At 67.8% G+C, this 22,960-nt stretch carries 19 protein-coding genes; 12 read left to right on the forward strand and 7 right to left on the reverse strand.

Translation table 11 applies throughout. The features are described from left to right. Positions 1 to 10 precede the first annotated feature (10 nt). On the reverse strand, positions 11 to 1,117 hold the full coding sequence (locus tag C5O27_RS14940; protein WP_244216515.1) for an alpha/beta hydrolase: 1,107 nt from the start codon (positions 1,115 to 1,117) through the stop codon (positions 11 to 13). Then, positions 1,114 to 1,992, reverse strand: a complete 879-nt coding sequence (locus tag C5O27_RS14945) for a PAC2 family protein (protein ID WP_035751570.1) — start codon at positions 1,990 to 1,992, stop codon at positions 1,114 to 1,116. The genes C5O27_RS14940 and C5O27_RS14945 overlap by 4 nt, the downstream gene beginning before the upstream one ends. Before the next feature lie 51 nt (positions 1,993 to 2,043). Between C5O27_RS14945 and metH the strand changes: the two genes are divergently transcribed. Next, on the forward strand, positions 2,044 to 5,634 hold the full coding sequence (metH, locus tag C5O27_RS14950; RefSeq protein WP_006360416.1) for a methionine synthase: 3,591 nt from the start codon (positions 2,044 to 2,046) through the stop codon (positions 5,632 to 5,634). 24 nt (positions 5,635 to 5,658) lie between these two features. Continuing rightward, entirely contained in the window at positions 5,659 to 6,441 is a 783-nt protein-coding gene (locus C5O27_RS14955; RefSeq protein WP_006360415.1) for a crotonase/enoyl-CoA hydratase family protein, read from the forward strand. 85 nt (positions 6,442 to 6,526) lie between these two features. On the opposite strand, the gene C5O27_RS14960 is transcribed toward C5O27_RS14955, so the two are convergent. Then, a complete protein-coding gene (locus C5O27_RS14960) occupies positions 6,527 to 8,113 on the reverse strand; it encodes a DUF222 domain-containing protein (protein WP_127963026.1) in 1,587 nt (528 codons plus the stop codon). 153 nt (positions 8,114 to 8,266) lie between these two features. After that, entirely contained in the window at positions 8,267 to 9,190 is a 924-nt protein-coding gene (locus C5O27_RS14965) for a manganese-dependent inorganic pyrophosphatase (RefSeq protein ID WP_127963027.1), read from the reverse strand. A gap of 100 nt (positions 9,191 to 9,290) precedes the next feature. Here C5O27_RS14965 and C5O27_RS14970 point away from each other — a divergent pair, with 100 nt between their 5' ends. Continuing rightward, positions 9,291 to 9,737 (forward strand): MarR family winged helix-turn-helix transcriptional regulator, encoded by a 447-nt coding sequence (locus tag C5O27_RS14970; RefSeq protein WP_006360412.1) that lies wholly within the window; start codon positions 9,291 to 9,293, stop codon positions 9,735 to 9,737. Continuing rightward, positions 9,734 to 11,209 (forward strand): MFS transporter, encoded by a 1,476-nt coding sequence (locus C5O27_RS14975; RefSeq protein WP_127963028.1) that lies wholly within the window; start codon positions 9,734 to 9,736, stop codon positions 11,207 to 11,209. The genes C5O27_RS14970 and C5O27_RS14975 overlap by 4 nt, the downstream gene beginning before the upstream one ends. Position 11,210: 1 nt before the next feature. On the opposite strand, the gene C5O27_RS14980 is transcribed toward C5O27_RS14975, so the two are convergent. Continuing rightward, positions 11,211 to 12,023 (reverse strand): alpha/beta fold hydrolase, encoded by an 813-nt coding sequence (locus C5O27_RS14980; protein ID WP_127963029.1) that lies wholly within the window; start codon positions 12,021 to 12,023, stop codon positions 11,211 to 11,213. 125 nt (positions 12,024 to 12,148) lie between these two features. Between C5O27_RS14980 and C5O27_RS14985 the strand changes: the two genes are divergently transcribed. The 5 genes from C5O27_RS14985 (at position 12,149) to hisG (ending at position 15,313) form a co-directional block, all read left to right on the forward strand. After that, entirely contained in the window at positions 12,149 to 12,616 is a 468-nt protein-coding gene (locus C5O27_RS14985) for a CinA family protein (RefSeq protein ID WP_127963030.1), read from the forward strand. Between the two features lie 4 nt (positions 12,617 to 12,620). Then, complete coding sequence (locus C5O27_RS14990) at positions 12,621 to 13,415, forward strand: helix-turn-helix transcriptional regulator (protein ID WP_006360408.1); 795 nt, start codon at positions 12,621 to 12,623, stop codon at positions 13,413 to 13,415. Then, on the forward strand, positions 13,391 to 14,137 hold the full coding sequence (locus tag C5O27_RS14995; RefSeq protein WP_425269567.1) for an HAD family hydrolase: 747 nt from the start codon (positions 13,391 to 13,393) through the stop codon (positions 14,135 to 14,137). Before C5O27_RS14990 ends, C5O27_RS14995 begins: the two co-directional genes overlap by 25 nt. Continuing rightward, complete coding sequence (locus tag C5O27_RS15000) at positions 14,134 to 14,397, forward strand: phosphoribosyl-ATP diphosphatase (RefSeq protein WP_006360406.1); 264 nt, start codon at positions 14,134 to 14,136, stop codon at positions 14,395 to 14,397. The genes C5O27_RS14995 and C5O27_RS15000 overlap by 4 nt, the downstream gene beginning before the upstream one ends. 70 nt (positions 14,398 to 14,467) lie before the next feature. Further along, positions 14,468 to 15,313 (forward strand): ATP phosphoribosyltransferase, encoded by an 846-nt coding sequence (gene hisG, locus C5O27_RS15005; protein ID WP_006360405.1) that lies wholly within the window; start codon positions 14,468 to 14,470, stop codon positions 15,311 to 15,313. Between the two features lie 201 nt (positions 15,314 to 15,514). Here the strand turns inward: hisG and C5O27_RS15010 are convergent, their stop codons facing one another. Next, positions 15,515 to 16,375 (reverse strand): thioesterase family protein, encoded by an 861-nt coding sequence (locus tag C5O27_RS15010; protein ID WP_127963032.1) that lies wholly within the window; start codon positions 16,373 to 16,375, stop codon positions 15,515 to 15,517. Between the two features lie 48 nt (positions 16,376 to 16,423). After that, positions 16,424 to 17,305 carry a RecB family exonuclease gene (locus C5O27_RS15015; RefSeq protein WP_127963854.1) on the reverse strand — a complete coding sequence of 294 codons (882 nt, stop codon included), beginning with the start codon at positions 17,303 to 17,305 and terminating at the stop codon, positions 16,424 to 16,426. A 163-nt stretch (positions 17,306 to 17,468) separates the two neighbouring features. Here C5O27_RS15015 and C5O27_RS15020 point away from each other — a divergent pair, with 163 nt between their 5' ends. From C5O27_RS15020 to C5O27_RS15030, 3 genes are all read left to right on the forward strand, one after another. Continuing rightward, entirely contained in the window at positions 17,469 to 18,299 is an 831-nt protein-coding gene (locus C5O27_RS15020; protein ID WP_127963033.1) for a tRNA (adenine-N1)-methyltransferase, read from the forward strand. Positions 18,300 to 18,481: 182 nt separating this feature from the next. Beyond that, entirely contained in the window at positions 18,482 to 20,269 is a 1,788-nt protein-coding gene (gene arc, locus C5O27_RS15025) for a proteasome ATPase (RefSeq protein ID WP_127963034.1), read from the forward strand. A gap of 114 nt (positions 20,270 to 20,383) precedes the next feature. Next, a complete protein-coding gene (locus C5O27_RS15030) occupies positions 20,384 to 22,903 on the forward strand; it encodes an FHA domain-containing protein (RefSeq protein ID WP_006360400.1) in 2,520 nt (839 codons plus the stop codon). The last annotated feature ends 57 nt before the right edge of the window (positions 22,904 to 22,960 follow it).

Genomic DNA, 22,960 nt, shown 5'->3' on the forward strand with positions numbered 1-22,960 from the left:
GGGCCGTCGCTCACCTGATCCGTCCGCTCAGGGCGTTGATCGAGTCGACGAACAGCGCCGGACGCTGCCGATGGATGTCGTGCCCGGCCGGGATCCGGTCGACGAGTAGGCAGTCCGGCATCAGGACGTGGGCACGACGTGCGTCGTCGTGTGTCATCGCCCCGAGCAGAACGCCGTCCTGCTCGTGCACGGTCGCGTGCAGCAGCGTCGCGGGTGCGCGGACCCTCGTGAGGGTCTCGGTCTGGTCGAAGCCGTCGAACCACGTGTTGTCGTAGAACGTCTCGCCGTAGCGGAGGTCGTAGTCGCCGGTGCCGTCCTGCAGGCAGGCGGTCAGGGCGAGGGCCCGGTTCATCGTCGGCGGCAGCCACCAGAGACGCGGGATGCGGTGCGGATCGCGGTCGAGCCGGCGCTCCACCGGGTCGCGGACCAGACGCGTCCAGCCCTTGTCGCCGAACAGCGTTCGTAGGTGACTGTGGCGCACCCAGTGGCGCGTCCAGGTCATCGACGCGTCGTGGCGGGTGGCCAGGAACTCGTGCATGGGCCGGAAGCCGTCGAGCCATGCGAAGGTGCCCGGTGCGCGGTCGGGTTCGGTGGCGAAGAACGGTGCGTCCTCGATGAGGACGGCGCGGACCAGGTCGGGGGAGTCGGCTGCCAGGCGTGCGGCGAGGAGCCCGCCCGACGAGTGCCCGGCCACCACCGCGGGCGATCCGACGACCGACTCGATGAACCAGGTGAGTGCCGTGGTCTGCCGTAGAGCCGGATAGTGCGCCGGATCCTTGGTGGACCCACCGTGCCCGAAGCAGTCCACCGCGAAGACGTGCCAGTTGTCCGACAGCGCGCCGAGCACGGACGCGTAGTCGGTCCAGGAGACCTGCTGTCCGGGGATGAGGAGGAGCGGCGCGCCGCCCGGTGGGCCCTCGCCGTAGCCGATCACCGCGCCGTCGGGCATGGTGACCGACCGTGAGGTCACCCCGCTCGAGGCGAGGAGGGACGACTCCCGGCGATCATAGGTGAGGTTGCGGGTCACAAACGTGGCGGCGCAGGCCGACACGACGGACATGCTCACCGCACCCACGGCAGCGGCGCGGCTCGCCGCTGCCTTTCGGGGAGCGGTCACGCGCTGAACGGCCCCTGGCCGCGACGCTTCAGATATCGCTCGAACTCGGCGGCCAGGGCGTCGCCGTCGATCTTCGCCATCACCTCGTCCGGATCCATCTCGGCGTCGCCGCGTTCCTCGAGCCCGCGGACGTAGTCGGCGATCTCCTCGTCGTCCTCGGTCATCTCGGTGACCGCGCGTTCCCACTCCTCGGCCTGCTCGGGCAGGGTGCCGAGCGGGACCTCGATGTCGAGGACCTCCTCGACGCGTGTCAGCAGCGCGACGGTGGCCTTCGGGTTGGGCGGGGTCGACACGTAGTGCGGCACCGCGGCCCAGAAGGACACGGCGGGCAGGCCTGCCTGCACGAAGAGGTCCTGCAGCACGCCGGTGATGCCCGTAGGGCCCTCGTAGCGGCTCTCCGCGAGGTTGTACCGGGCCGCCGACTCACTGCTGTAGGCCGTCCCGGTGACCGGCACCGGGCGGGTGTGCGGGGTGTCGGCGAGCAGTGCGCCCAGCATGACGGTGGTCTCGACCTCGAGCTCCTGGGCCAGATCGACGATCTCGGCGCAGAACGCGCGCCACCGCATGTTCGGTTCGATGCCGCGGACCAGCACGATGTCGCGGTCGGCGCCGCGCGGACTGCAGTACGAGATCGACGTCGTCGGCCATTCGATACGCCTGGTCACGCCGTCCACCTGCTTGACCGTGGGACGGTTGACCTGGAAGTCGTAGTATTCATCAGAGTCGATGTCGGCGAGCGGACGAGCGTCCCACTCGAGGGCGAGGTGCTCGACGGCGCTGCTGGCGGCGTCCCCGGCGTCGTTCCATCCCTCGAAGGCCGCGAGCAGAATGGGTCTGCGCAGCTGGGGGAGGTTCGACATCTGCTCAGCGTTCACCGAACCAGCCTACGACCGAACACGCAGAGAGGGCGAACTACGCTGTCAACCATGTCCTTCGAAAACTCCGGCCATCGACCGAGCGACTTCGACACGACGTTCCTGTCGTCGATGTCGCGGCGCGTGCTGATCGGAGACGGGGCGATGGGCACGATGCTCCAGGCCGCGGACCTCACCCTCGACGATTTCCACAACCTCGAGGGCTGCAACGAGATCCTCAACGACACCCGGCCCGACGTCCTCGAAGGCATCCATCGCGCCTACTTCGAGGCCGGGGCCGACGCCGTGGAGACCAACACGTTCGGCTGCAACCTGTCGAACCTCGGCGACTACGACATCGCCGACCGCATCCGCGAGCTGGCCTACAAGGGCACGGCGATCGCACGCGGCGTCGCCGACGAGATGGGTCCGTCCGCCGACGGCACCGGCCGTTACGTCCTCGGCTCGATGGGTCCCGGCACCAAATTGCCGAGCCTCGGCCACACGACGTTCGCCACGATCCGCGACGCCTACCAGGAATGCGTCATCGGCATGCTCGAGGGTGGCGCCGACGCGGTGCTCATCGAGACCTCGCAGGACCTGCTGCAGGTGAAGGCCGCGGTGATCGCGGCGCAGCGCGCCATGGATCGGGTGGGTCGCCGGATCCCGATCATCAGCCACGTCACGGTCGAGACGACCGGCACGATGCTGCTGGGTTCGGAGATCGGTGCCGCGCTGGCGGCGATCGAGCCGCTGGGCGTCGACCTCATCGGTTTGAACTGCGCCACCGGTCCGGCGGAGATGAGCGAGCACCTGCGCTACCTGTCGAAGCATGCGCGCATCCCGGTGTCGGTCATGCCGAACGCCGGCCTGCCCGTCCTCGGGGCGAACGGTGCCGAGTACCCGCTGACGCCGGAGGAACTGGCCGAGTCGATGGCCCAGTTCGTCGGCGAGTTCGGACTGTCCTTCGTCGGCGGCTGCTGCGGCACCACACCGGAGCACATCCGCCAGGTCGCCGAGGCGGTCGCGCAGGTCACCCCCGCGACGCGTACGCCCGAGCACGAGTCGGAGACGTCGTCGCTCTACACCGCGGTTCCCTTCGATCAGGACGCGAGCTTCCTGGTCATCGGTGAGCGCACGAACACCAACGGCTCCAAGGCATTTCGTGAGGCCATGATCGCCGAGGACTACCAGAGGTGCCTCGACATCGCCAAGGACCAGACGCGCGACGGCGCGCACATGCTCGACCTCAACGTCGACTACGTCGGTCGTGACGGCGCGGCGGACATGACCGCTCTCGCGAGCCGCTTCGCGACGTCGTCGACGCTGCCGATCATGCTCGACTCGACCGAGCCGGAGGTGATCCGCGCGGGTCTCGAGGCGCTCGGCGGTCGTTGCGCGGTCAACTCGGTGAACTACGAGGACGGTGACGGTCCGGATTCGCGGTTCAACAAGATCATGCAACTCGTGGTGGAACACGGTGCGGCTGTCGTCGCCCTGACCATCGACGAGGAGGGGCAGGCGCGGACCGCGGACTGGAAGGTCAGCGTCGCCGAGCGCCTCATCGCCGACATCACCGGCAACTGGGGTCTCGCCGAGGAAGACATCATCATCGACGCCCTCACCTTCCCGATCTCCACGGGTCAGGAGGAGGTCCGGCGCGACGGCATCGAGACGATCGAGGCCATCCGCCGGCTGCACGAGACGCATCCCGACGTGCACTTCACGCTGGGCATCTCCAATATCTCGTTCGGCCTGAACCCGGCTGCTCGGCAGGTGCTGAACTCGGTGTTCCTGCACGAGTGCGTGCAGGCCGGCCTCGACACCGCGATCGTGCACGCGTCGAAGATCCTGCCGATGGCGCGCATCCCGGAGGAGCACCGTCAGGTCGCGCTGGATCTGGTCTACGACCGCCGGCGCGAGGGTTACGACCCGCTGCAGAAGCTGATGGAGCTGTTCGAGGGTGTCTCGGCGGCGTCGGCTCGCGAGTCGCGCGCCCAGGAACTGGCCAAGCTGCCACTGTTCGAGCGGCTGGAACGACGCATCGTCGACGGTGAGCGCAACGGCCTGACCGACGATCTCGACGAGGCGATGACCCAGGTCCCGCCGCTGTCGATCATCAACGACACCCTGCTGTCGGGGATGAAGACCGTCGGCGAACTCTTCGGCTCGGGTCAGATGCAGCTGCCGTTCGTGCTGCAGTCCGCCGAGGTCATGAAAGCGGCTGTGGCGCACCTCGAACCGCACATGGAGGCGACCGGTGAGGACGGCAAGGGCCGTATCGTGCTGGCGACCGTCAAGGGCGACGTGCACGACATCGGCAAGAACCTCGTCGACATCATCCTGTCCAACAACGGGTATGAGGTCGTCAACATCGGCATCAAGCAGCCGATCGCGACCATCCTCGACGTCGCCGCCGACAAGAGGGTCGACGTCATCGGCATGTCGGGTCTGCTGGTGAAGTCGACCGTCGTCATGAAGGAGAACCTCGAAGAGATCAACACGCGGGGCCTCGCCGACGAGTACCCGGTCCTGCTCGGTGGTGCGGCGCTGACGCGCTCCTATGTCGAGAACGATCTGTCGGACGTCTACGAGGGCGACGTGCACTATGCGCGTGACGCTTTCGAGGGCCTGCGACTGATGGACGACATCATGGCGCGCAAGCGCGGTGGCGGCCCCGACCCCGACAGCGACGAGGCCAAGGCCGAGGCGGCCAAGACCGCCGAGCGCAAGGCACGCCATGAGCGGTCCAAGCGCATCGCCGCGAAGCGCAAGGCCGCCGAGGAACCCGTCGAGGTGCCGTCGCGTTCGGACGTGGCCGCCGACAACGAGATCCCGACCCCGCCCTTCTGGGGTTCGCGCATCGTCAAGGGCGTGCCGATCGCCGACTATCTGCAGCTGCTCGACGAGCGTGCGCTGTTCCTCGGCCAGTGGGGTCTGCGTGGCGCCCGCGGTGGTGACGGCCCCTCGTACGAGGAGCTCGTCGAGTCCGAGGGCCGGCCGCGTCTGCGCTACTGGATCGATCGGCTCGCGACCGAGAACATCCTGCAGCACGCCGCGGTCGTCTACGGCTACTACCCGGCGGTCAGCGAGGGTGACACCGTTCACGTGCTGACCGAGCCGGATCCCGATGCGCCGGTGCGGTTCAGCTTCTCGTTCCCGCGCCAGCAGCGGTCGAGGTTCCTGTGCATCGCCGACTTCATCCAGTCACGCGAGGCCGCGAAGGCCGCCGGCCGGGTCGATGTCATGCCGTTCCAGCTCGTCACGATGGGGCAGCCGATCGCCGACTTCGCGAACAAGCTGTTCGCCGAGGACGCGTACCGCGACTACCTCGAGGTGCACGGCATCGGTGTGCAGTTGACCGAGGCGCTCGCCGAGTACTGGCATCAGCGCGTGCGCAGCGAGCTGAAGTTCGGTGACCGGTCGATGGACAGCGAGGATCCCGAGCACGCACAGGGCTTCTTCGACCTCGAATATCGTGGTGCGCGTTTCTCGTTCGGTTACGGCGCCTGCCCGGATCTCGAGGACCGCGCGAAGATGATCGAGCTCCTCGAGCCGGAGCGGATCGGTGTCCAGTTGTCGGAGGAACTGCAGCTTCATCCGGAGCAGTCCACGGATGCGTTCGTGCTGCACCATCCGGAAGCCAAGTACTTCAACACCTGAGTCTTCACCACGATCGGAGGGGCGATGGGCGGGTCGGGAGTGATCGAACGGCCGCAGGGACCGGTCCGGATCATCGGGATCGACCGTCCCGACCGCCGCAACGCCGTGGATCGGGCGACCGCCGATGCCCTGGCCGACGCGTTTCGTCGGTTCGACGCCGACGAAACCGCCTCGGTGGCCGTGCTCTACGGCGAGGGCGGGACGTTCTGCGCCGGAGCCGATCTCAAGGCCATCGCCGACGGAACCCCCAACCGGGTGGAGTTCGACGGTGACGGCCCGATGGGCCCGACCCGGATGCGGTTGTCCAAACCGGTGATCGCGGCGATCTCCGGTCACGCGGTCGCCGGTGGCCTCGAACTCGCGCTGTGGGCCGACATGCGCGTCGTCGAGGAGGATGCTGTCTTCGGCGTCTTCTGCCGGCGCTGGGGCGTTCCGCTGATCGACGGTGGGACGGTGCGGCTTCCTCGGTTGATCGGGGAGAGCCGCGCGATCGACCTGATCCTCACCGGGCGCGCGGTGGCCGCGGACGAGGCGCTGCAGATCGGACTCGCGAATCGGGTCGTACCGTGCGGGACATCCCTCGACGCCGCCGTCGAGCTCGCGACCCAGATCGCACAGTTCCCGCAGACGTGCCTTCGCCAGGATCGTCTGTCTGTCCTCGAGCAGCCGGGCATGGACACCGACGCCGCCATGGTCAACGAGCTGCGCCATGGGATGGTGTCACTTGCCTCCGACACCGTCGCAGGAGCCGCGCGATTCGCCGACGGCGCGGGCCGTCATGGTCAGGGCATCACCTCTGCTCCCTGATCCGAAAGAACGCGACATAGCCCTCGCTGCCTGAGGTGCGAGGAGCGCAAGCGACGAGCCACGAAGGCTCACAGACCATTCGGCGTCACCCGCGCGGGTACGCCGCGGCGAGGAGTATCGAGGCGAGGGTGGCTTCGGCGTCGGAGGCGTTGCGGAGGTCGATGATCTGGCGCATCTCGAAGCGCGGTTGATCGCCGGACTCGGGTTTGGGTCCGTGGATTTCGGTGCGCACCTGTTTCAGTTGTTCAGCGAATCGGCGGGGTATGTCGGGTCGCCGGTTGATGCGTTCGGGGTTGGGTGGTGCGCCGGGTTCGGCGTTGAGCCGCCAGGCGCAGCGGCCTTCGTCGGGTCCGTCCCGAACCATGCGGGTGGTGTACTGGCCGGGCTGGTCGCCGACCATGCGGTTGTGTTTGGGACAGGCGGGGGCGAGGTCGGTGATGTCGGTGAGTCCGCCAAGGCCCCAATCCAGTTGGGCGTGGTGTATTTCCACGTGTGCGGCGGCTATGCCGCAGTCGGGGGTGGAGCAGCTTTCGCCGTCGGGTCTGGCGAAGGACACCAGGCGTTGTTCGCGGGTGGCCAACCTTTTGCCGCGGCCGAAGTAGAGCGGGACGGCGGTGGCGTCTTTGAATACCGCCAGCCAGGGTTGGGTGTCAGCGGCGAGTTTGATGAGGTCGGTGATGGGGATGAGGGTGCCGGTGGCGGTGGTGGCGAAACCGGCTTCGCGGACCAGGTCGTCGAGGTCGGCCTTGATGATCAATTGCGTGGGTAGTCCGCGGTGGCTCTTGCCCAGCAGGCCGTCGTCGAGGACAGCTTTGAGGAGGGCGTTGAAGGCGTCGTGATTGAGTTGGGCGGGGGTGCGGGTATCGCGTTCGGCAGCCGCCTCGACTGCTTCCGGATCGGCATCCTCGACTGAGCCACAGGGTGATTCGGGGTCATCCGGATTGTTCATGCCGGGTTTGGCCCACACGGCAAGCAACATGGTGACGCGCGCAAGCAGTTCGGGTGTGAGGTTGGCGGTCATTTTCGCGGTGCCGTCGGCGCGCTGGCGGTTCACGTACAGCTGGCGGCGGCGTTTGCGGTCGGTGTCGTCGGCGAGTGTGCCGTCGGGGTCCACGAGTGCCAGCAAGCGCGCCCCGAGGGCGGCGATGTCGGCGGGGGTGTGGTCGACGGCGATCTCGGCCATCTGTCGTTCGGCGGCGACTTTCACGTCGTGGTCGACGGCGTGGGGGATCTGGTCGAGGACGTCGAGCACGGCGTGCACGTGGGCAGATCCGACACGTCCGTCGGCGAAGGCTTCGGCCAGGGTGGGGTGCTGGGGTGGGAGTGGTTCGCCGGTGAGGCTGGGAAAGGTTGCGGTCGCTGACATCTGGTCGCGGCGCCGCATGGGGTGGGCGACGCGTAGGCGGTGGGTCATGAACTGGATGACGCTGCGGTGGCCGGTTTTGCGGGGCAGGTCGCGTTCGGTGGCTTCGACGATCTGTCGGTCACCGGCGAAACCCAGTCGAGCGATGGCTCGTTCGGTCTCGGCCGCGACATCGACGAGTGCGGCATCTGAGCACTGCGTGAGATCGACGGCCTGCAGTTCGGTCGTGATCCGGTGGAGTTCACCCACCAGTTCCTCGGCACGCGAGATGGGCTCGTCGGCGACGTCCACCTGCGAGGTATCCCTCATGGCGGTCACCCCCGACACCTGGTGCGAAATGTATGTTCGACAATACCCGCGATTGTGTTGTCGTGCAACGAATATCGTCGGTTCTTCCGGTCGCCAAGACTGTCGGTGCGGTGTGGTAACGCGGCTACCGTCCGACCTGTCAATCGGGCGAACTCAGCTCGTCAGCTCCTCGGTCAACTGCGGCACGATCTGCTTCTTCCGCGAGACGATGCCCTTGCCGAAGGCGTGTCCGTCGGCAACCGTGATCCCGAGCGCACGCTCGACGGCGTCGACGGGTTCGCCGACCACCAAAAGATCGGAGTCGCAATCGATCACATCGGTGATCAATAGGAGGAACAGATCGTGACCCGCGGTCTCCTTCTCGGCGGACATCGCCTCGAAGAACTCGTCTCGGCGGGCGAGGACGGCGTCGGCGTCGACGGTGGTCAGCTGGGCCACGCGCACGCTGGCCGATCCCATCGAGAAGGTCTTGGCGTCGAGTCCGATGATCGACGACGCCGGTTGGTCACCGAGGTCCGTTCCGGCGCGGAGTAATCGGTTCCCGTAGTCCACGAGGTCGACGCCGGCGATCGTCGCGAGCTCCTCGGCGGCGATGCGATCGGAGTCGGTGGTCGTGGGGGAGTTCAGCAGGAGGGTGTCGGAGATGATCGCCGACAACATGATCCCGGCGGTGTCGGCGGGGATCTCGACCTCGCTCTCCGCGTACATGCGGGTGAGGATCGAACACGTACATCCGACCGGCTCGACTCGCATGTACAGCGGCGCGGCGGTCTCGAAGTTGGCGATGCGGTGATGGTCGATCACCTTGCGGACGGTGACGTCGGCGATGTCGGCGACGCTCTGCTGGCGTTCGTTGTGGTCGACGAGCATCACGTCGTGGGGGCTCGCGTGCTCGATGACGCGCGGCGCCGCGAGGCCGAAGTGGTCGAGCGCAAAGGCCGTCTCCGGGCCGGGTGAGCCGAGGGCGACGGCTTCCGCGTCAACTCCGAGTGCCTGTTCGAGCCGTGCCAGGCCGATCGCGGACCCGATCGCGTCCGTGTCGGGATTGCGGTGTCCGATGACGAGGATCTTCGACATGCGACTCAGCTTTCGCTCGACGTTGCTGCATCCCAGCGTACGGCGGAGCTCCGACGTTGCATGATTGCCGCAGAGATAGTTGTAAAACTACAATCGTTTTATGTCGACAACGGACGACCACGTACGCTCGCAGACCACCACCGAGGTGTGGTTCGCGATGAACAGCCTCGTGCGGGATCAAGAGAAGCAGTCGCGTGCCCGCATCAGCGAGGTCATCGACATCCCGTTCAGCCGGTTCCGCGCGCTCCGCCGTGTCGCCGTGCGGCCGATGACGCAGCGAGACCTCGCGGAGCGAATGGGTGTGGATGCATCGGCCATGAGCGGCATCGTCAATGATCTCGTCGCCCGCGGGCTCGTGACCCGGGAGGCCGACGCCGACGACGGCCGGTGTAAGCGCGTCACGATCACCGACGCCGGCCGCCGGGTGATGGACGAGGTGACCGCGAACCCCGCGACTGCGCCCGAGATGTTCGCCGCGCTCGACGAGGCGCAGCTCCAGCAGCTCGCGGAATTGCTCGATCTCCTCCGCGCGGCGGCCGAGTCGTGAACGCCGCACGCGCTGCGCTGCGCGCTCGATCGGCCGACGGCACCCTGACGCGGCGGGACCGGCTCGTCATCCTCGCCACCTGCTGCCTGAGCCTGTTCATCGTCGGCCTCGACGTGTCGGCGGTGAATGTCGCGTTGCCGTCGATCAGTTCGGACCTCGGCGCGACGCCGGCGCAGCTGCAGTGGGTCCTCGACGCGTATGCGCTGGTGATCGCGAGCCTGCTGATCTTCGGCGGATCGCTCGGAGATCGCCTGGGCCGCAAGCGGATCTTCCAGGTCGGCCTGGTGACCTTCGGCGTCGCGTCGGTGTTGTGTTCGCTGGCACCGACACCGGAGGTCCTCATCGGGGCACGCATGTTGCAGGCCGTCGGCGGCGCGATGCTCAACCCGGTCGCGCTGTCGATCGTCACCAACGTCTTCGTCGATCCTCGCGAGCGTGCGCAGGCGATCGGACTGTGGGGCACCGCGTTCGGCATGAGCCTGGCATTCGGGCCGGTCGTCGGTGGGGCCCTCGTCTCCGGGATCGGGTGGGAGGCGATCTTCTGGCTCAACGTTCCGGTCTGCCTGCTCGCCCTCGGACTGACGATGCGATTCGTCCCGGAGTCGAGGGCCGAGCACGCTCGCCGCGCGGACCCGGTCGGACAGGTGTTGATCCTGACCCTCCTCGCCACCCTCACCTTCGCCATCATCGAGGGACGCCCCCAGGGGTGGACGTCACCGGGAGTGCTCACGTGTTTCGCCGTGTCGGCCGGCGCGTTCGTCGCGATGATCGCGTACGAGAGTCGCCGCGAGGAGCCGCTTCTCGACCCGCGATTCTTCCGGAGCGCGCCGTTCTCGAGCTCGGTCGCATGCGCGGTCATCGCCTTCGCCGCCACCGGGGGCTTCCTGTTCCTCAACACCTTGTACCTGCAGGAGGTTCGTGAGATGTCGCCGCTGCACGCGGGACTCATGACCTTGCCGATGGCGGCGGCGTCGGTGGTCTGCGCGCCCATCGCCGGTCGGCTCGTGGGCGATCGGGGAGCCCGGACACCGATGGTGATCGGAGGAGTCGGGATGGTGGCGGGCGCCCTGATGCTCACCGGCCTCGGCAACGACACCTCCCTCGTCTACGTCGGCGGCGCATATCTGGTCTTCGGGCTCGGCTTCGGGTTCCTCAACGCACCGATCACCAACGGGGCGGTCTCGGGGATGCCCCGAACGCAGGCGGGTCTGGCGTCGGCGATGGCCTCGACCGGCCGCCAGGTCGGCACCGCGCTCGGTGTCGCGGTGTTCGGCGCGGTGGCGTTCGCCGGAATCGATGGGTCGGTCGCCGACGGGCTCGCCGCCGCCGCCCGCCCGGTGTGGCTGATCATGGCGCTGTGTGGCGCTACGGTCCTCGTTCTCGCCTTCGTCTCGACGGGGGCGTGGGCCCGTGGAACGGCTGCCCGCACACGCGAGCGGATCGAGTCCACGTCGGGGACCTGGGTGCCCTGACCTACCCCGGTCGGCGCTGAGCGTCGGCTTCGGTGGCTGCCCGTGCACCGGTTGCCTGCGAGGCCCACCACTCCGCGATCCGTTGCGCGACGACGTCGGGCGTACGGACCCAGCCGATGTGCGTCGTGTTGCCGCCCGCCGGGCATCGTGCGTCGTCGTAGCGCCAGTGGGTGATCGACTCCGGCGAGAACGCGGCGTCGAACGCTGATGCCGCACCGTCGGTGACGATCTCGTCGTCATCGAGCCGGATGGCCAGGGTCGGTGTCTCGATCGAGCCGTCGAGGGCGAACGGCGCCCTACCGGTGAGGACCATACGTGCCCACTGCCGCATCAGCGTTCGGGCCGTGGGGCCGCCGAAACCCTGCCGGGGCCAATGGCCGACGGCACCCGATACGGGCCCGACGGCCACGGCGATCGCGCCCAGGGCCAGACCGCGGAGCCCGTAGTGGCGTACCGCCGGCACCGACGCGCCCACTGCGACGATCCCGTCGGGCGTGTGATCCGACGACTGGGCGACCATCGCGGCGAGTTGCGCACCGAGGCTGTGCCCGACCACGACGACCCGCGTGCCCGGGACGTCGGCCCTGGTGCCGGCGATCGCATCGGCGAGGTCGGCGGCCTCGTCCACGTAGGACCAGTCGGCGGTGTGGGAGGGCGGGGTTGCACCTTCCTCGACACCGCGGCGCGCGACGACGCGGACATCGAGCCCGTATCCCGTCAGTGCCTCCGTCAGCCGTCGGTAGACCCGCGCCGGCACGGCCATCGCCGGGGAGATCAGGATGGCGGTCGGCCGATCTGTGCTGGTCTGGGTCATGGCCCAAGAGTGACGCATCGCCGACGCCGGCACCACTACCTACCAGGTAGTGGTTTGATCTCGGCCCTATCCGGATATCGCCGGGGTGCTGTGATCGAAGATTCCGACCGAAAGGCGAGCCACCGATGTCCGACGTGACCGATTTCTCCGAGACGTGCGCGCAACTGGCCGACGCGATCGTGGAGCAGGGTGTGCACGTCGCGGTCGCGGAGTCGCTGACCGGCGGCAACCTCGCGAGCGAGCTGAGCAAGGCCCCGCAGGCGGGGGACTGGTTCCGCGGCAGCGTCATCGCCTACCACGAGGACGTGAAGTTCGGCCTGCTCGAGGTGCCCGAAGGGCCCGTCGTCAGCGAGACGGCCGCACGCGCCATGGTGGCCACCACCGCGCGACTGTTCGACGCCGAGATCGTCGTCGCGGTGACCGGCGAGGCGGGGCCGGAACCCGACGAGGCCGCACCGGGAACCGTATGGTTCGGACTCGACCATCGCGGCCGGGTCTCCGCGACCCGCAAGGAGTTCGACGGCGAGCCCGAAGACGTTCTCGCCCAGACCATCGCGTACTCACTCGAACTGATCGAGAGCTGTCTACGATGACCCCATGACCGTCGAGGTGGGAACTCTGCTGCAGCAGTGGCGGTCTCGCCGGTCCATCAGTCAGCTCGACCTCGCCTACGAGGTCGGGGTCTCGCCGAAGCACCTCAGCTTCGTCGAGACGGGTAAGTCCCGCCCGAGTCCGGGGCTGCTTCACGCGCTGGCCGAACGTCTCGACATCCCTCTGCGCGAACGTAATTCGCTCCTCCTCGCGGCCGGTCACGCACCGCGCTACAGCGAGGAGCCCCTCGACTCGGAGACGATGACCCGCGTGCGCGGCGAGGTCAAGAGACTGCTCGACGCGCACAACCCCAACATCGGGATGGCCCTCGACCGCGCGTGGAACGTCGTGTTGGCCAACGACACCGCGATGCGGCTCCTGTCCCTGCTCCCGGACGAGCTCCAAGCCAGGCCGGTCAACCTGTTCCGGGTGTCGCTGCACCCCGACGGCTTCGCGCGGATGACGCACAACCTCGACGAGTGGGCCTCCTACCTGCTCGACCTCCTTCGTCGGATGGTGCGCATCACCGGCGACGAACGACTCGCCGAGCTCGAACGCGAGGTGTCGTCGTATCCGACCGTGTCCGGTCTGAACGGCGGGCAGGTGTCGGGCAGGTCGCGAGAGGTGGGTTCGCTGCTGGTGCCGTTCGAGCTGGAACTCGGCGACGAGGTCTTGTCCTTCTTCAGCACCCTGACCACCTTCGGTTCACCCCGCGATGTCACGCTCGAAGAGCTGACGATCGAGCTTTTCTACCCGGCCGACGAGCCGACGGAACGATGGGTTGCGATGATGCAGAGGTGACCGACTCCGCTGATCCCGCATTCCGACTCCCCGCCGCCGTCCTCTGGGACATGGACGGCACGCTGCTCGACTCCGAGCCGATCTGGGAGATAGCGATGTCCGAGCTGGCGGCGCTCCATGGCATCGCGATGACCCCGCACCTGCGCGAATCGACGCTCGGCAACTCCCTGCCCGACGCGCTGGCGAAGGTCCACGACGCCGCGGGTCTGTCGCCCGAGGTCCGGGATCCCGCCGCGGATGGACGGTGGACGCTGGACCGGGTGACCGAACTCTTCCAGGAGGGTCTCCCGTGGCGACCCGGCGCACTCGAGGCGCTGGAACTGATCGCCTGCGCCGGTATCCCGATGGCGCTGGTCACCAATACGGTGCGTGAGGCAGCCGATGTGGCCCTGGAGACGATCGGCCGTCATCGCTTCGCGACCACGGTCTGCGGCGACGAGGTCGCCGTCGGCAAACCCGCTCCCGACCCGTACATGCGCGCCGCCGAACTGCTCGGATTGCCGACCGCGGAATGCCTGGCGGTGGAGGATTCCCCGACCGGCGCTCAGGCCGCGACGGCGGCCGGATGTCTCACCCTCGTCGTCGAATCCGCGGCACCGGTGGAACCCGGACCGTTGCGGGTGTTTCGACGCTCTCTGGTCGGATTGGGACTCGACGACGTCACCGAGGCATGGACCGGCGGTCTCACGCGTACCGCGACATGCCAAAATGAGGAATCGTGAAGACATTCGAGGAGCTGTTCGCCGAACTCAGCGACAAGGCCGAGAACCGCCCCGCGGGGTCGGGCACGGTCGCCGCGCTCGACTCGGGTGTGCACACCCTGGGCAAGAAGATCATCGAAGAAGCCGGCGAGGTGTGGCTCGCCGCCGAGCACGAGTCCGACGACTCGCTCGGCGAGGAGATCTCCCAGCTCATCTACTGGCTGCAGGTGATGATGATCAAACGGGGCCTCAAGCCGGAGGACGTGTACCGACATCTGTGACCGGAAGCCCCGGTCGCCGACACACAACCTCCCGCTCAGCTGAGCACAACCCCACGAAAAGGACATCGAGATGCTGCGAGTGGCTGTACCCAACAAGGGTGCGCTCTCCGAATCCGCGTCGGCCATTCTCTCCGAGGCCGGCTACCGCAAACGATCCGACTCCAAGGATCTGACGGTTCTCGACAACAACAACGACGTCGAGTTCTTCTTCCTCCGTCCCAAGGACATCGCCATCTACGTCGGGTCGGGACGCCTCGACCTCGGCATCACCGGCCGAGACCTCGCCGGCGACTCGGGAGCCCAGGTCCACGAGCAGCTCGCGATGGGCTTCGGCACGTCGACCTTCCGCTACGCGGCCCCGGCCGACCAGGAGTGGACCGTCGCCGACCTCGCCGGCAAGCGCGTCGCGACGTCGTACCCGAACCTGGTGCGCGACGACCTCGCCGGGCGCGGCATCACCGCCGACATCATCCGGCTCGACGGCGCGGTCGAGATCTCCATCCAGCTCGGGGTGGCCGACGCGATCGCCGACGTCGTCGGTTCCGGACGCACGCTGCGCCAGCACGGGCTGGCTGCCTTCGGCGAGTCGCTGTGCGACTCCGAGGCCGTGCTGATCTCCCGGCGCGACGCCGATCTCACCAAAGCCGAGAAGCAGTTCATCGCGCGCGTTCAGGGCGTCGTCTTCGGACAGCAGTACGTGATGATCGACTACGACTGCCCCAAGTCGCTCCTCGACAAAGCAACGGCGATCACCCCGGGCCTCGAGTCCCCGACGGTCGCCCCGATGGCAGATCCCGATTGGGTCGCCGTCCGCGCGATGGTTCCGCGCAAGGACCACCAGAACCTGATGGACGAGCTCTCCGAGCTCGGCGCGAAGGCGATCCTCGCCACCGACATCCGGTCCTGCCGGTTCTGACCCTTCGAGACGGCCGTCGCAGGCTCCGGCCTCCTCAGGGAGCAGAAGAGGGGCACCCTCATCCAAGATGGGAGTGCCCCTTTTTCTGCCTGATCCGAAAGAACGCAACGCACCCAGGTCCGCTGCCTGAGGTGCGAGGAGCGTAAGCGACGAGCCACGAAGGCCTGGTGGGGACCTCGCGAGACCATCGTGCGTTTGCCGCTAGCCGACGGCGTTGAGCAAGACCGTCTGCGCCGACCGGCCGATGTAGCCGGAGGTGTCGTACAGGTCGCCGAGGGTCGCGCCGAAACCGTCGGGTCCGGCGACCATGTTGGCGTCGATGCCGACCCACGGCCCGCTCGGTACCCGCGTCAGATGCACGGTGGTGTCGGTGTTCATCCAGGACCAGCGGTCCGGGCGCAGTCTCGTACCCACACCGTTGGCGACGTCGATCACGATGAACATGGCCTCGAGGTCCGAGGTCTTCTCGCCCTCGACCAGCGGGAGGGCCGCGCGCAGCCACACCGCCGGGGTCTCGCCGTAGCGGCCCTCGGTGCGTGCCGATTCGACGGTTCCGATGAACCCGAGCGTTCCCCAGCTCACTGCTTCGCCGCTGTCGTCGGGGAACCCGATCTGGCTCGGCAGCTCGTCGGGCAGCGGGGTCAGGGGAGCGGGACCGTTGGCGATCTCGCTGGTGTCCGCGCCGCGGATGCGCCAGCCCACCGACTTCGCGGCCGTGCGGAACGAGCCGTCGGCCCGCTGCACCTCGAGCTCGGTCTCGACGAGACAGATCTGCCTACCCGGGCGGATCACTCGAGCGTGAATCCGGTTGACGCCCAGCCCGATCGGGCCGAGGATCTCGGTCGTCACGCGGGTGAAGTGCTGTGAGGGATCCGGGTCGCAGCGCAGCAACGACCGCATCAGCAGCGCCGACGGCGGGCCGCCGTGCTGCATGGTCGGCGACCAGACGCTCAGGGTGGCGTCGGTCGGCTGGAAGTACTCATATCGCGCCGACGGGTCGCCGGCCGGGCTGGTGCCGTCGGACGCCGGGGCGTCGACGGGAACGTAGTACGAACTCTCCACGTGTCCAGCCTATGTGCATCTACATAATCGGGCGTCTCGGGGTGTGCCTCAGGCGACGAACCCGGGCGGCGGACCGGGGTAGGGCGGGATCTCGCCGCCGAACTCCGGGCACCGCGACTGGTGTTCGCAGAACCGGCACATCCGGGACTTCCGCGGCCGGAAGTCCCCGGAGGCGACGCCGGTGCGGATGGCCTGCCAGATCGCGCGCAGCGTCCGCTCGAAGCGGAGCAGCTCGTCGTGATCGGGGTGGTAGATCAGCTGCTGGCCGTCGGACAGGTACATCAGTTGCAGCCGGGCCGGCACGACGCCGCGCGTCCGCAGGATCGCCAGCGCATAGAACTTCATCTGGAACAGCGCCTTGGCCTCGTAGGCCTCGCCGGGGGAGCGTCCGGTCTTGTAGTCGACGACGCGGATCTCGCCGGTCGGTGCGACGTCGATACGGTCGATGAAGCCGCGCATCAGCATGTCGTCGGCCTCGATCTCGACGTGTTCCTCCACCGAGTCGGCATCGAAGGCGGTGGGGTTCTCCATCGTGTAGTACGTCGCGATGAGCTTGTGTGCACCGGCGATGAACGCCGCCTGACTGCCCTCGTCGATCACCCGCGCGAGCTGCGGGTCCTCCTCGCACAGCGCCGCCCAGGCCCCCTCGACGAGCAGCTCTGCCGAATCCTGGGTGCGGAGCTCGGCAGGCATGTCGAAGAGGTTCTCGAGTGCCGCATGGACGACGGTGCCGCGGGTCTGTGCGGCGGTCGGCGTCTCCGGGAAACGGTCGATGGCGCGGAACCGGTACAGGAGCGGGCATTGCTTGAAGTCCGCCGCCCGCGACGGAGACAGGGCCAGGGGGCGTCCGACGATCCCGCGCGCCCCCTCCGACGGGGGCGGCTCCGGCGCGGGGGTCGCGCTGGCGGAGGGGTTGTCGGTGCCGGTCATCGTGCTCACATCTCGCAGACTAGGCCGCAGCCCCGACACTCTGCCGGTCCGACACCCACCTGCGGTCGGGTATCGTCCTCACGGCCCACCGGACTCCCGACCACCACCTTCTCCGCCAGCGCGGAGGCGTCGGCTCCGTCCCGTTCACGAGAGGAAGCACCCAGTGCCCACCACCGGACCGTTCGCCGTCGGCGACCGGGTTCAACTGACCGATGCCAAGGGCCGAAAGTTCACGGTGCTCCTCGAAGAGGGCAAGCAGTTCCACACCCACCGCGGCGCCATCTCGCACGACGATCTCATCGGCTCGCCCGAGGGCAGCGTCGTCTCGGCCACCAGCGGCACCCAGTACCTCGCGTTGCGGCCGCTGCTCGTCGACTACGTGCTCTCGATGCCGCGCGGTGCCCAGGTCATCTACCCCAAGGACGCCGCGCAGATCGTCCTCGAGGGCGACATCTTCCCGGGCGCCCGCGTTTTGGAGGCCGGCGCCGGATCCGGCGCGCTGACGTGTTCACTGCTCCGCGCCGTCGGCACCGAGGGCGAGGTGAACTCCTGCGAGATCCGCGAGGATCACGCCGAGCATGCGATCCGCAACGTCGAGACCTTCTTCGGTGGCCGCCCGGACAACTGGAACATCGTCGTCGACGATCTCGCGAACGTCGACCAGGACGAACGCTTCGACCGCGTCGTCCTCGACATGCTCGCGCCGTGGGAGCCCCTCGACGTGGTGCGCACCGTGTTGAGACCAGGCGGGGTCCTGACCATTTATGTGGCGACCGTCACCCAGCTCTCGCGCGTGATCGAGGCGCTGCGCGAGCAGGAGTGCTGGACCGAGCCGCGCGCCTGGGAGACCCTGCTGCGCGAGTGGTCGGCCGTCGGCCTGGCTGTTCGTCCCGAGCACAAAATGCAAGGCCACACTGCGTTTCTCATCACCGCCCGCCGGCTCGCCGACGGCACCACCACGTTGCGTCCGCAGCGTCGGCCGACGAAGGGCTGAGTTCGGCTGGTCCGCATTGGCCGCAAGATCGTGATTCCGTTGCGAACGCGCACATTTAACACACCGTCAACACCGCCATCTGGTGGGTGAAGGGCGATTCTGCGTCCGTGCCGGTAGCGTAGGGATACGGCGCGAGCATTCCGATCGTGGGATCGGGTGATCGCCGGGGAGAGGAGTCAGCAATGACCGAATCTGACCGCCATGACGCCACCGGGGACCGTGCGGTCCCCGAGAGCGCGAGTGCACCCGACGAGGGCTTCACCCCTGCCTACACCCCGCCTCTCGCGCGGAGTGGTTCCGAACGCCCGTCGTTCGGACGCCAGGCAGACACCGATAGCCTCCAGGAACGCGTCGACAGCCTCACGGCGCGCAACGCGAAGCTGCTCGACACGCTCAAAGAAGCGCGCCAGCAACTCGTCGCCTTGCGCGAGGAGGTCGACCGTCTCGGTCAGCCGCCGAGCGGCTACGGGGTCCTGCTCGAGGTGTACCCCGACGCGACCGTCGACGTGTTCACCTCCGGTCGCAAGATGCGGCTCACCTGCTCGCCGAACATCGACACCGAGACCTTGACCAAGGGCCAGACGCTGCGTCTGAACGAGGCCCTGACCATCGTCGAGGCCTTGGCGTTCGACACGGTCGGCGAGATCAGCACTCTGCGCGAGGTTCTCGGGGACGGCAAGCGGGCGCTGGTCGTCGGTCATGCCGACGAGGAGCGCGTCGTGTGGTTGGCCGAGCCGTTGCTGGGCGAGGTCGACGCGGAGGACGGCAAGCGCCGCAAGCTGCGTCCGGGCGACTCGCTGCTCATCGACACCAAGGCCGGGTTCGCCTTCGAGCGGGTGCCCAAGGCCGAGGTCGAGGACCTCGTCCTCGAAGAGGTGCCGGACGTCGGGTACGAGGACATCGGTGGTCTCGGCCGGCAGATCGAACAGATCCGCGACGCCGTCGAACTGCCGTTCCTGCACAAGGACCTGTTCCGCGACTACCAGTTGCGGCCGCCGAAGGGCGTGCTGCTCTACGGTCCGCCCGGTTGTGGTAAGACGCTCATCGCCAAGGCCGTCGCGAACTCCCTTGCCAAGAAGATCGCGATGTCCCGCGGAGACGACGCCAAGGAGGCGAAGTCCTACTTCCTCAACATCAAGGGCCCCGAGCTGCTGAACAAGTTCGTCGGTGAGACCGAGCGTCACATCCGGCTGATCTTCCAGCGCGCCCGGGAGAAGGCGTCCGAGGGCACCCCGGTCATCGTGTTCTTCGACGAGATGGACTCGATCTTCCGCACCCGCGGCTCCGGTGTCTCCTCCGACGTCGAGACCACGGTCGTGCCGCAGCTGCTCAGCGAGATCGACGGTGTGGAGGGCCTCGAGAACGTCATCGTGATCGGTGCGTCGAACCGCGAGGACATGATCGACCCCGCGATCCTGCGTCCCGGCCGCCTCGACGTGAAGATCAAGATCGAGCGTCCCGACGCCGAGTCGGCGATCGACATCTTCTCGAAGTACCTCACCGAGGAACTGCCGATCCACGCCGACGACATCGGCGAGTTCGGCGGAGATCGCACGGCCTGCATCAAGGCGATGATCGAGAAGGTCGTCGAGCGGATGTACGCAGAGAGCGAGGACAACCGGTTCCTCGAGGTCACCTACGCCAACGGCGACAAGGAGATCATGTACTTCAAGGACTTCAACTCGGGCGCGATGATCCAGAACGTCGTCGACCGTGCGAAGAAGTACGCGATCAAGTCGCAGCTCGACACCGGTGCCCCGGGTCTGCGTGTGCAGCACCTCTTCGATTCGATCCTCGACGAGTTCGCGGAGAACGAAGATCTGCCCAACACCACCAACCCGGACGACTGGGCTCGCATCTCGGGCAAGAAGGGCGAGCGGATCGTTTACATCCGCACGCTGGTCACCGGCAAGTCCTCCGGGGCGAGCCGCGCCATCGACACCGAGACGAACACCGGGCAATACCTGTAGCACGCGCCTCATCCAGCAGACGACCGACTCCCCAGGGGGTCGGTCGTCTGCTGTACAGAACGGCATGAAAACCGTCGTCAAGCACTAAAGTTGGCGGCGATGAACAGTACATCGATGGCTCGCGGTCGGGTGATCGTCGACGGTGGGGCGCCTCATCCGCTGGGCGAATCCCCGCGCATCACCCTGGGCAGGGAACCCGACAACGACATCGTGATCAATCATCCGATGGTGTCGCGTCGGCATCTCGCCATCGAGTGGCGCGGGGCTGCGTGGTATCTCGTCGACATCGGTAGCACCAACGGCTTTTTCGCCGGCGGACGACGCCTGGCCGAGCTCATGGTCGCCGGCCCGACGCAGGTCCGGCTCGGCGACGTGAGTACCGGTCCGATAGTCGACCTGGTGATCGATCCGACCGCCTACCCGCCACCGCCGAGCGGTCAGATGCCGTCCGCACCCGCCCGTCCGGGTCCGTTCCCGCCGGGGCCACGGTCAGCGGGTTTCGCCGCCCCCGGCCACCCGGGACCGAACATGCCGCAGTCGGGCCGCATCCCGTCACGATCCTCGGGCGGACCCTCGCGCGCCGGTGCGCCGGAACCGATGCCCGCCGAGCTGCGCGACGCCCCGCATCTGCAGGCGCTGAAACAGAACGTCTCGGCGGTCTACCGGCTTCCGGGAGCACCGACTCCGCCCGAGCGCGAGTCGATCTCGCTGCGCGGTGTGCAGCGCATCGGCCGCACACCGGACAACGACATCGTCGTCAGCGACGTCCTCGCCTCCCGCCACCACGCGCAGGTGTCGAGCCGCGGCGGCGTCCTGGTCATCGACGACCTCGGCAGCGTCAACGGCACCTTCGTCAACGGCCGCCGGGTCAACAACGCGCCGCTGTCCGACGGTGACGTGGTCACGATCGGCAACAGCGACTTCGTGGTGTCCGGCGGCACGCTCATGCGCGGCCAGGAGAGCGCGGCGGTCGCCGACGGTCTCCACGTGCACGGGGTCAGCCTCATCGTCGACGGTGGTAAGCGGCTTCTCGCCGACGTCGACTTCAGCGCGAGTCCCGGCACGCTCACCGCGGTGATCGGCCCGTCCGGCGCCGGCAAGTCGACCGTGTCGAAGATCGCCGCGGGCCTGAACTCGCCGACGAGCGGCCTGGTCACCTTCGAGAGTCGCAACGTCCACGCCGAATACGACGCCCTCCGCACCCGAATCGGGATGGTCCCGCAGAAGGATGTGCTCCACCACAAGCTCACGCTCCGGCAGGCCCTGCGCTACGCGGCCGAGCTGCGACTGCCGCCGGACCTGTCGAAAGAAGACCGCGACCGGGTCATCGACGGCGTCCTCGGCGAACTCCAACTGACCGAGCACGTCGACACCCGCGTCGAGAAGCTCTCCGGCGGACAGCAGAAGCGTGCATCGGTCGCGATGGAGCTGCTCACCGGTCCATCGCTGCTGATCCTCGACGAGCCGACTTCGGGTCTCGACCCGGCCCTCGACCGCCAGGTGATGGCGACCCTGCGGCGCCTCGCCGACGCCGGCCGCGTCGTCCTCGTGGTCACCCACTCGCTGACGTACCTGTCGATGTGCGACCAGGTGCTGCTGCTCGCCCCGGGCGGCAAGACCTCGTTCTGCGGTGCGCCGGCGCAGGTCGAACAGGAGATGGGGACCTCCGACTGGGCGGAGATCTTCGCCTATGTCGCCGACCAGCCCGACGCCGCGTACACGCGCTACCTCGAACGGCATCGGCGTGCTCCGAATCCACCGCCGCCGCAACGTCCTCCGGGCCCGCCGATACCGGTGCCGCACACCAGCTTCACCAGACAGGCGTCGACCATCGCCCGACGCCAGGTACGGCTCGTCTTCGCCGACATCGGCTATCTGGTGTTCCTGGTGTTGCTGCCGGTGGTCCTCGGACTGCTGACGCTGGTCATCCCGGGGTCGAGTGGTTTCGCCCGACTCGAGGTGATCCCGAACGCGCCGCCACCCAAAGACGGCGCGGAGGCGATCCAGATCCTGGTGGTCCTCGTCGTGGGTGCCGCGTTCATGGGAGCGGCTCTGACGGTGCGCGACCTCGTCGGTGAGCGCGACATCTTCGAGCGGGAGAGAGCCGTCGGATTGCGTCCCGGCGCTTACCTGTTCGCGAAGATCGTGGTCTTCTTCATCGCCGCGATCCTGCAGACGATCATCATGGTCGGCATCACCTTCGCCGGTCGCGGGCTACCCGACTTCGGCGGCCCGATCCTGCCCCCGCCGCTGGCCCTGCTGTTCGCCGTCGCCGTGCTCGCCTGTGTGAGCACCCTTGTCGGACTCGCGATCTCGTCGGCGGTGAAATCCAACGAACAGGTGATGCCGCCGCTGGTCATCGTGGTGATGGTGCAGCTCGTCTTCTGCGGCGGCCTGTTCAAGCTGGACGGTGTCGGCCTGCAGCAACTGTCGTGGATCTTCCCCTCGTTCTGGGGTTACGTCACCGCCGCCGGCAGTGTCGACCTGTACAACATCAACGTCGCCGCACCCCAGCGGATCACGTTGTGGGAGACCTCGATCGCCCACAGCGCCATCGCCTACTCGGTGCTCGCCTTCATCAGCATCCTGCTGCTGGCCTTCACCTACTCACGGTTGCGGCTGAAGAAGCGCTGAGCCAGCCGCACCCGACCGGTAGACGTCAACTCGACCGGCAGACGTCGATCGAGGTCT

The organism is Gordonia alkanivorans (genome assembly GCF_004011905.1).
GTDB lineage: Bacteria > Actinomycetota > Actinomycetes > Mycobacteriales > Mycobacteriaceae > Gordonia > Gordonia alkanivorans.

Bases quoted from the DNA above. Each gene is read 5' to 3' on its own strand.
- metH (WP_006360416.1), top strand. From the start codon at position 2,044: ATGTCCTTCGAAAACTCCGGCCATCGACCGAGCGACTTCGACACGACG.
- C5O27_RS14955 (WP_006360415.1), top strand. From the start codon at position 5,659: ATGGGCGGGTCGGGAGTGATCGAACGGCCGCAGGGACCGGTCCGGATC.
- C5O27_RS14960 (WP_127963026.1), bottom strand. From the start codon at position 8,113: ATGAGGGATACCTCGCAGGTGGACGTCGCCGACGAGCCCATCTCGCGT.
- C5O27_RS14965 (WP_127963027.1), bottom strand. From the start codon at position 9,190: ATGTCGAAGATCCTCGTCATCGGACACCGCAATCCCGACACGGACGCG.
- C5O27_RS14970 (WP_006360412.1), top strand. From the start codon at position 9,291: ATGTCGACAACGGACGACCACGTACGCTCGCAGACCACCACCGAGGTG.
- C5O27_RS14980 (WP_127963029.1), bottom strand. From the start codon at position 12,023: ATGACCCAGACCAGCACAGATCGGCCGACCGCCATCCTGATCTCCCCG.
- C5O27_RS14985 (WP_127963030.1), top strand. From the start codon at position 12,149: ATGTCCGACGTGACCGATTTCTCCGAGACGTGCGCGCAACTGGCCGAC.
- C5O27_RS14990 (WP_006360408.1), top strand. From the start codon at position 12,621: ATGACCGTCGAGGTGGGAACTCTGCTGCAGCAGTGGCGGTCTCGCCGG.
- C5O27_RS14995 (WP_425269567.1), top strand. From the start codon at position 13,391: ATGGGTTGCGATGATGCAGAGGTGACCGACTCCGCTGATCCCGCATTC.
- hisG (WP_006360405.1), top strand. From the start codon at position 14,468: ATGCTGCGAGTGGCTGTACCCAACAAGGGTGCGCTCTCCGAATCCGCG.
- C5O27_RS15015 (WP_127963854.1), bottom strand. From the start codon at position 17,305: ATGACCGGCACCGACAACCCCTCCGCCAGCGCGACCCCCGCGCCGGAG.
- arc (WP_127963034.1), top strand. From the start codon at position 18,482: ATGACCGAATCTGACCGCCATGACGCCACCGGGGACCGTGCGGTCCCC.
- C5O27_RS15030 (WP_006360400.1), top strand. From the start codon at position 20,384: ATGGCTCGCGGTCGGGTGATCGTCGACGGTGGGGCGCCTCATCCGCTG.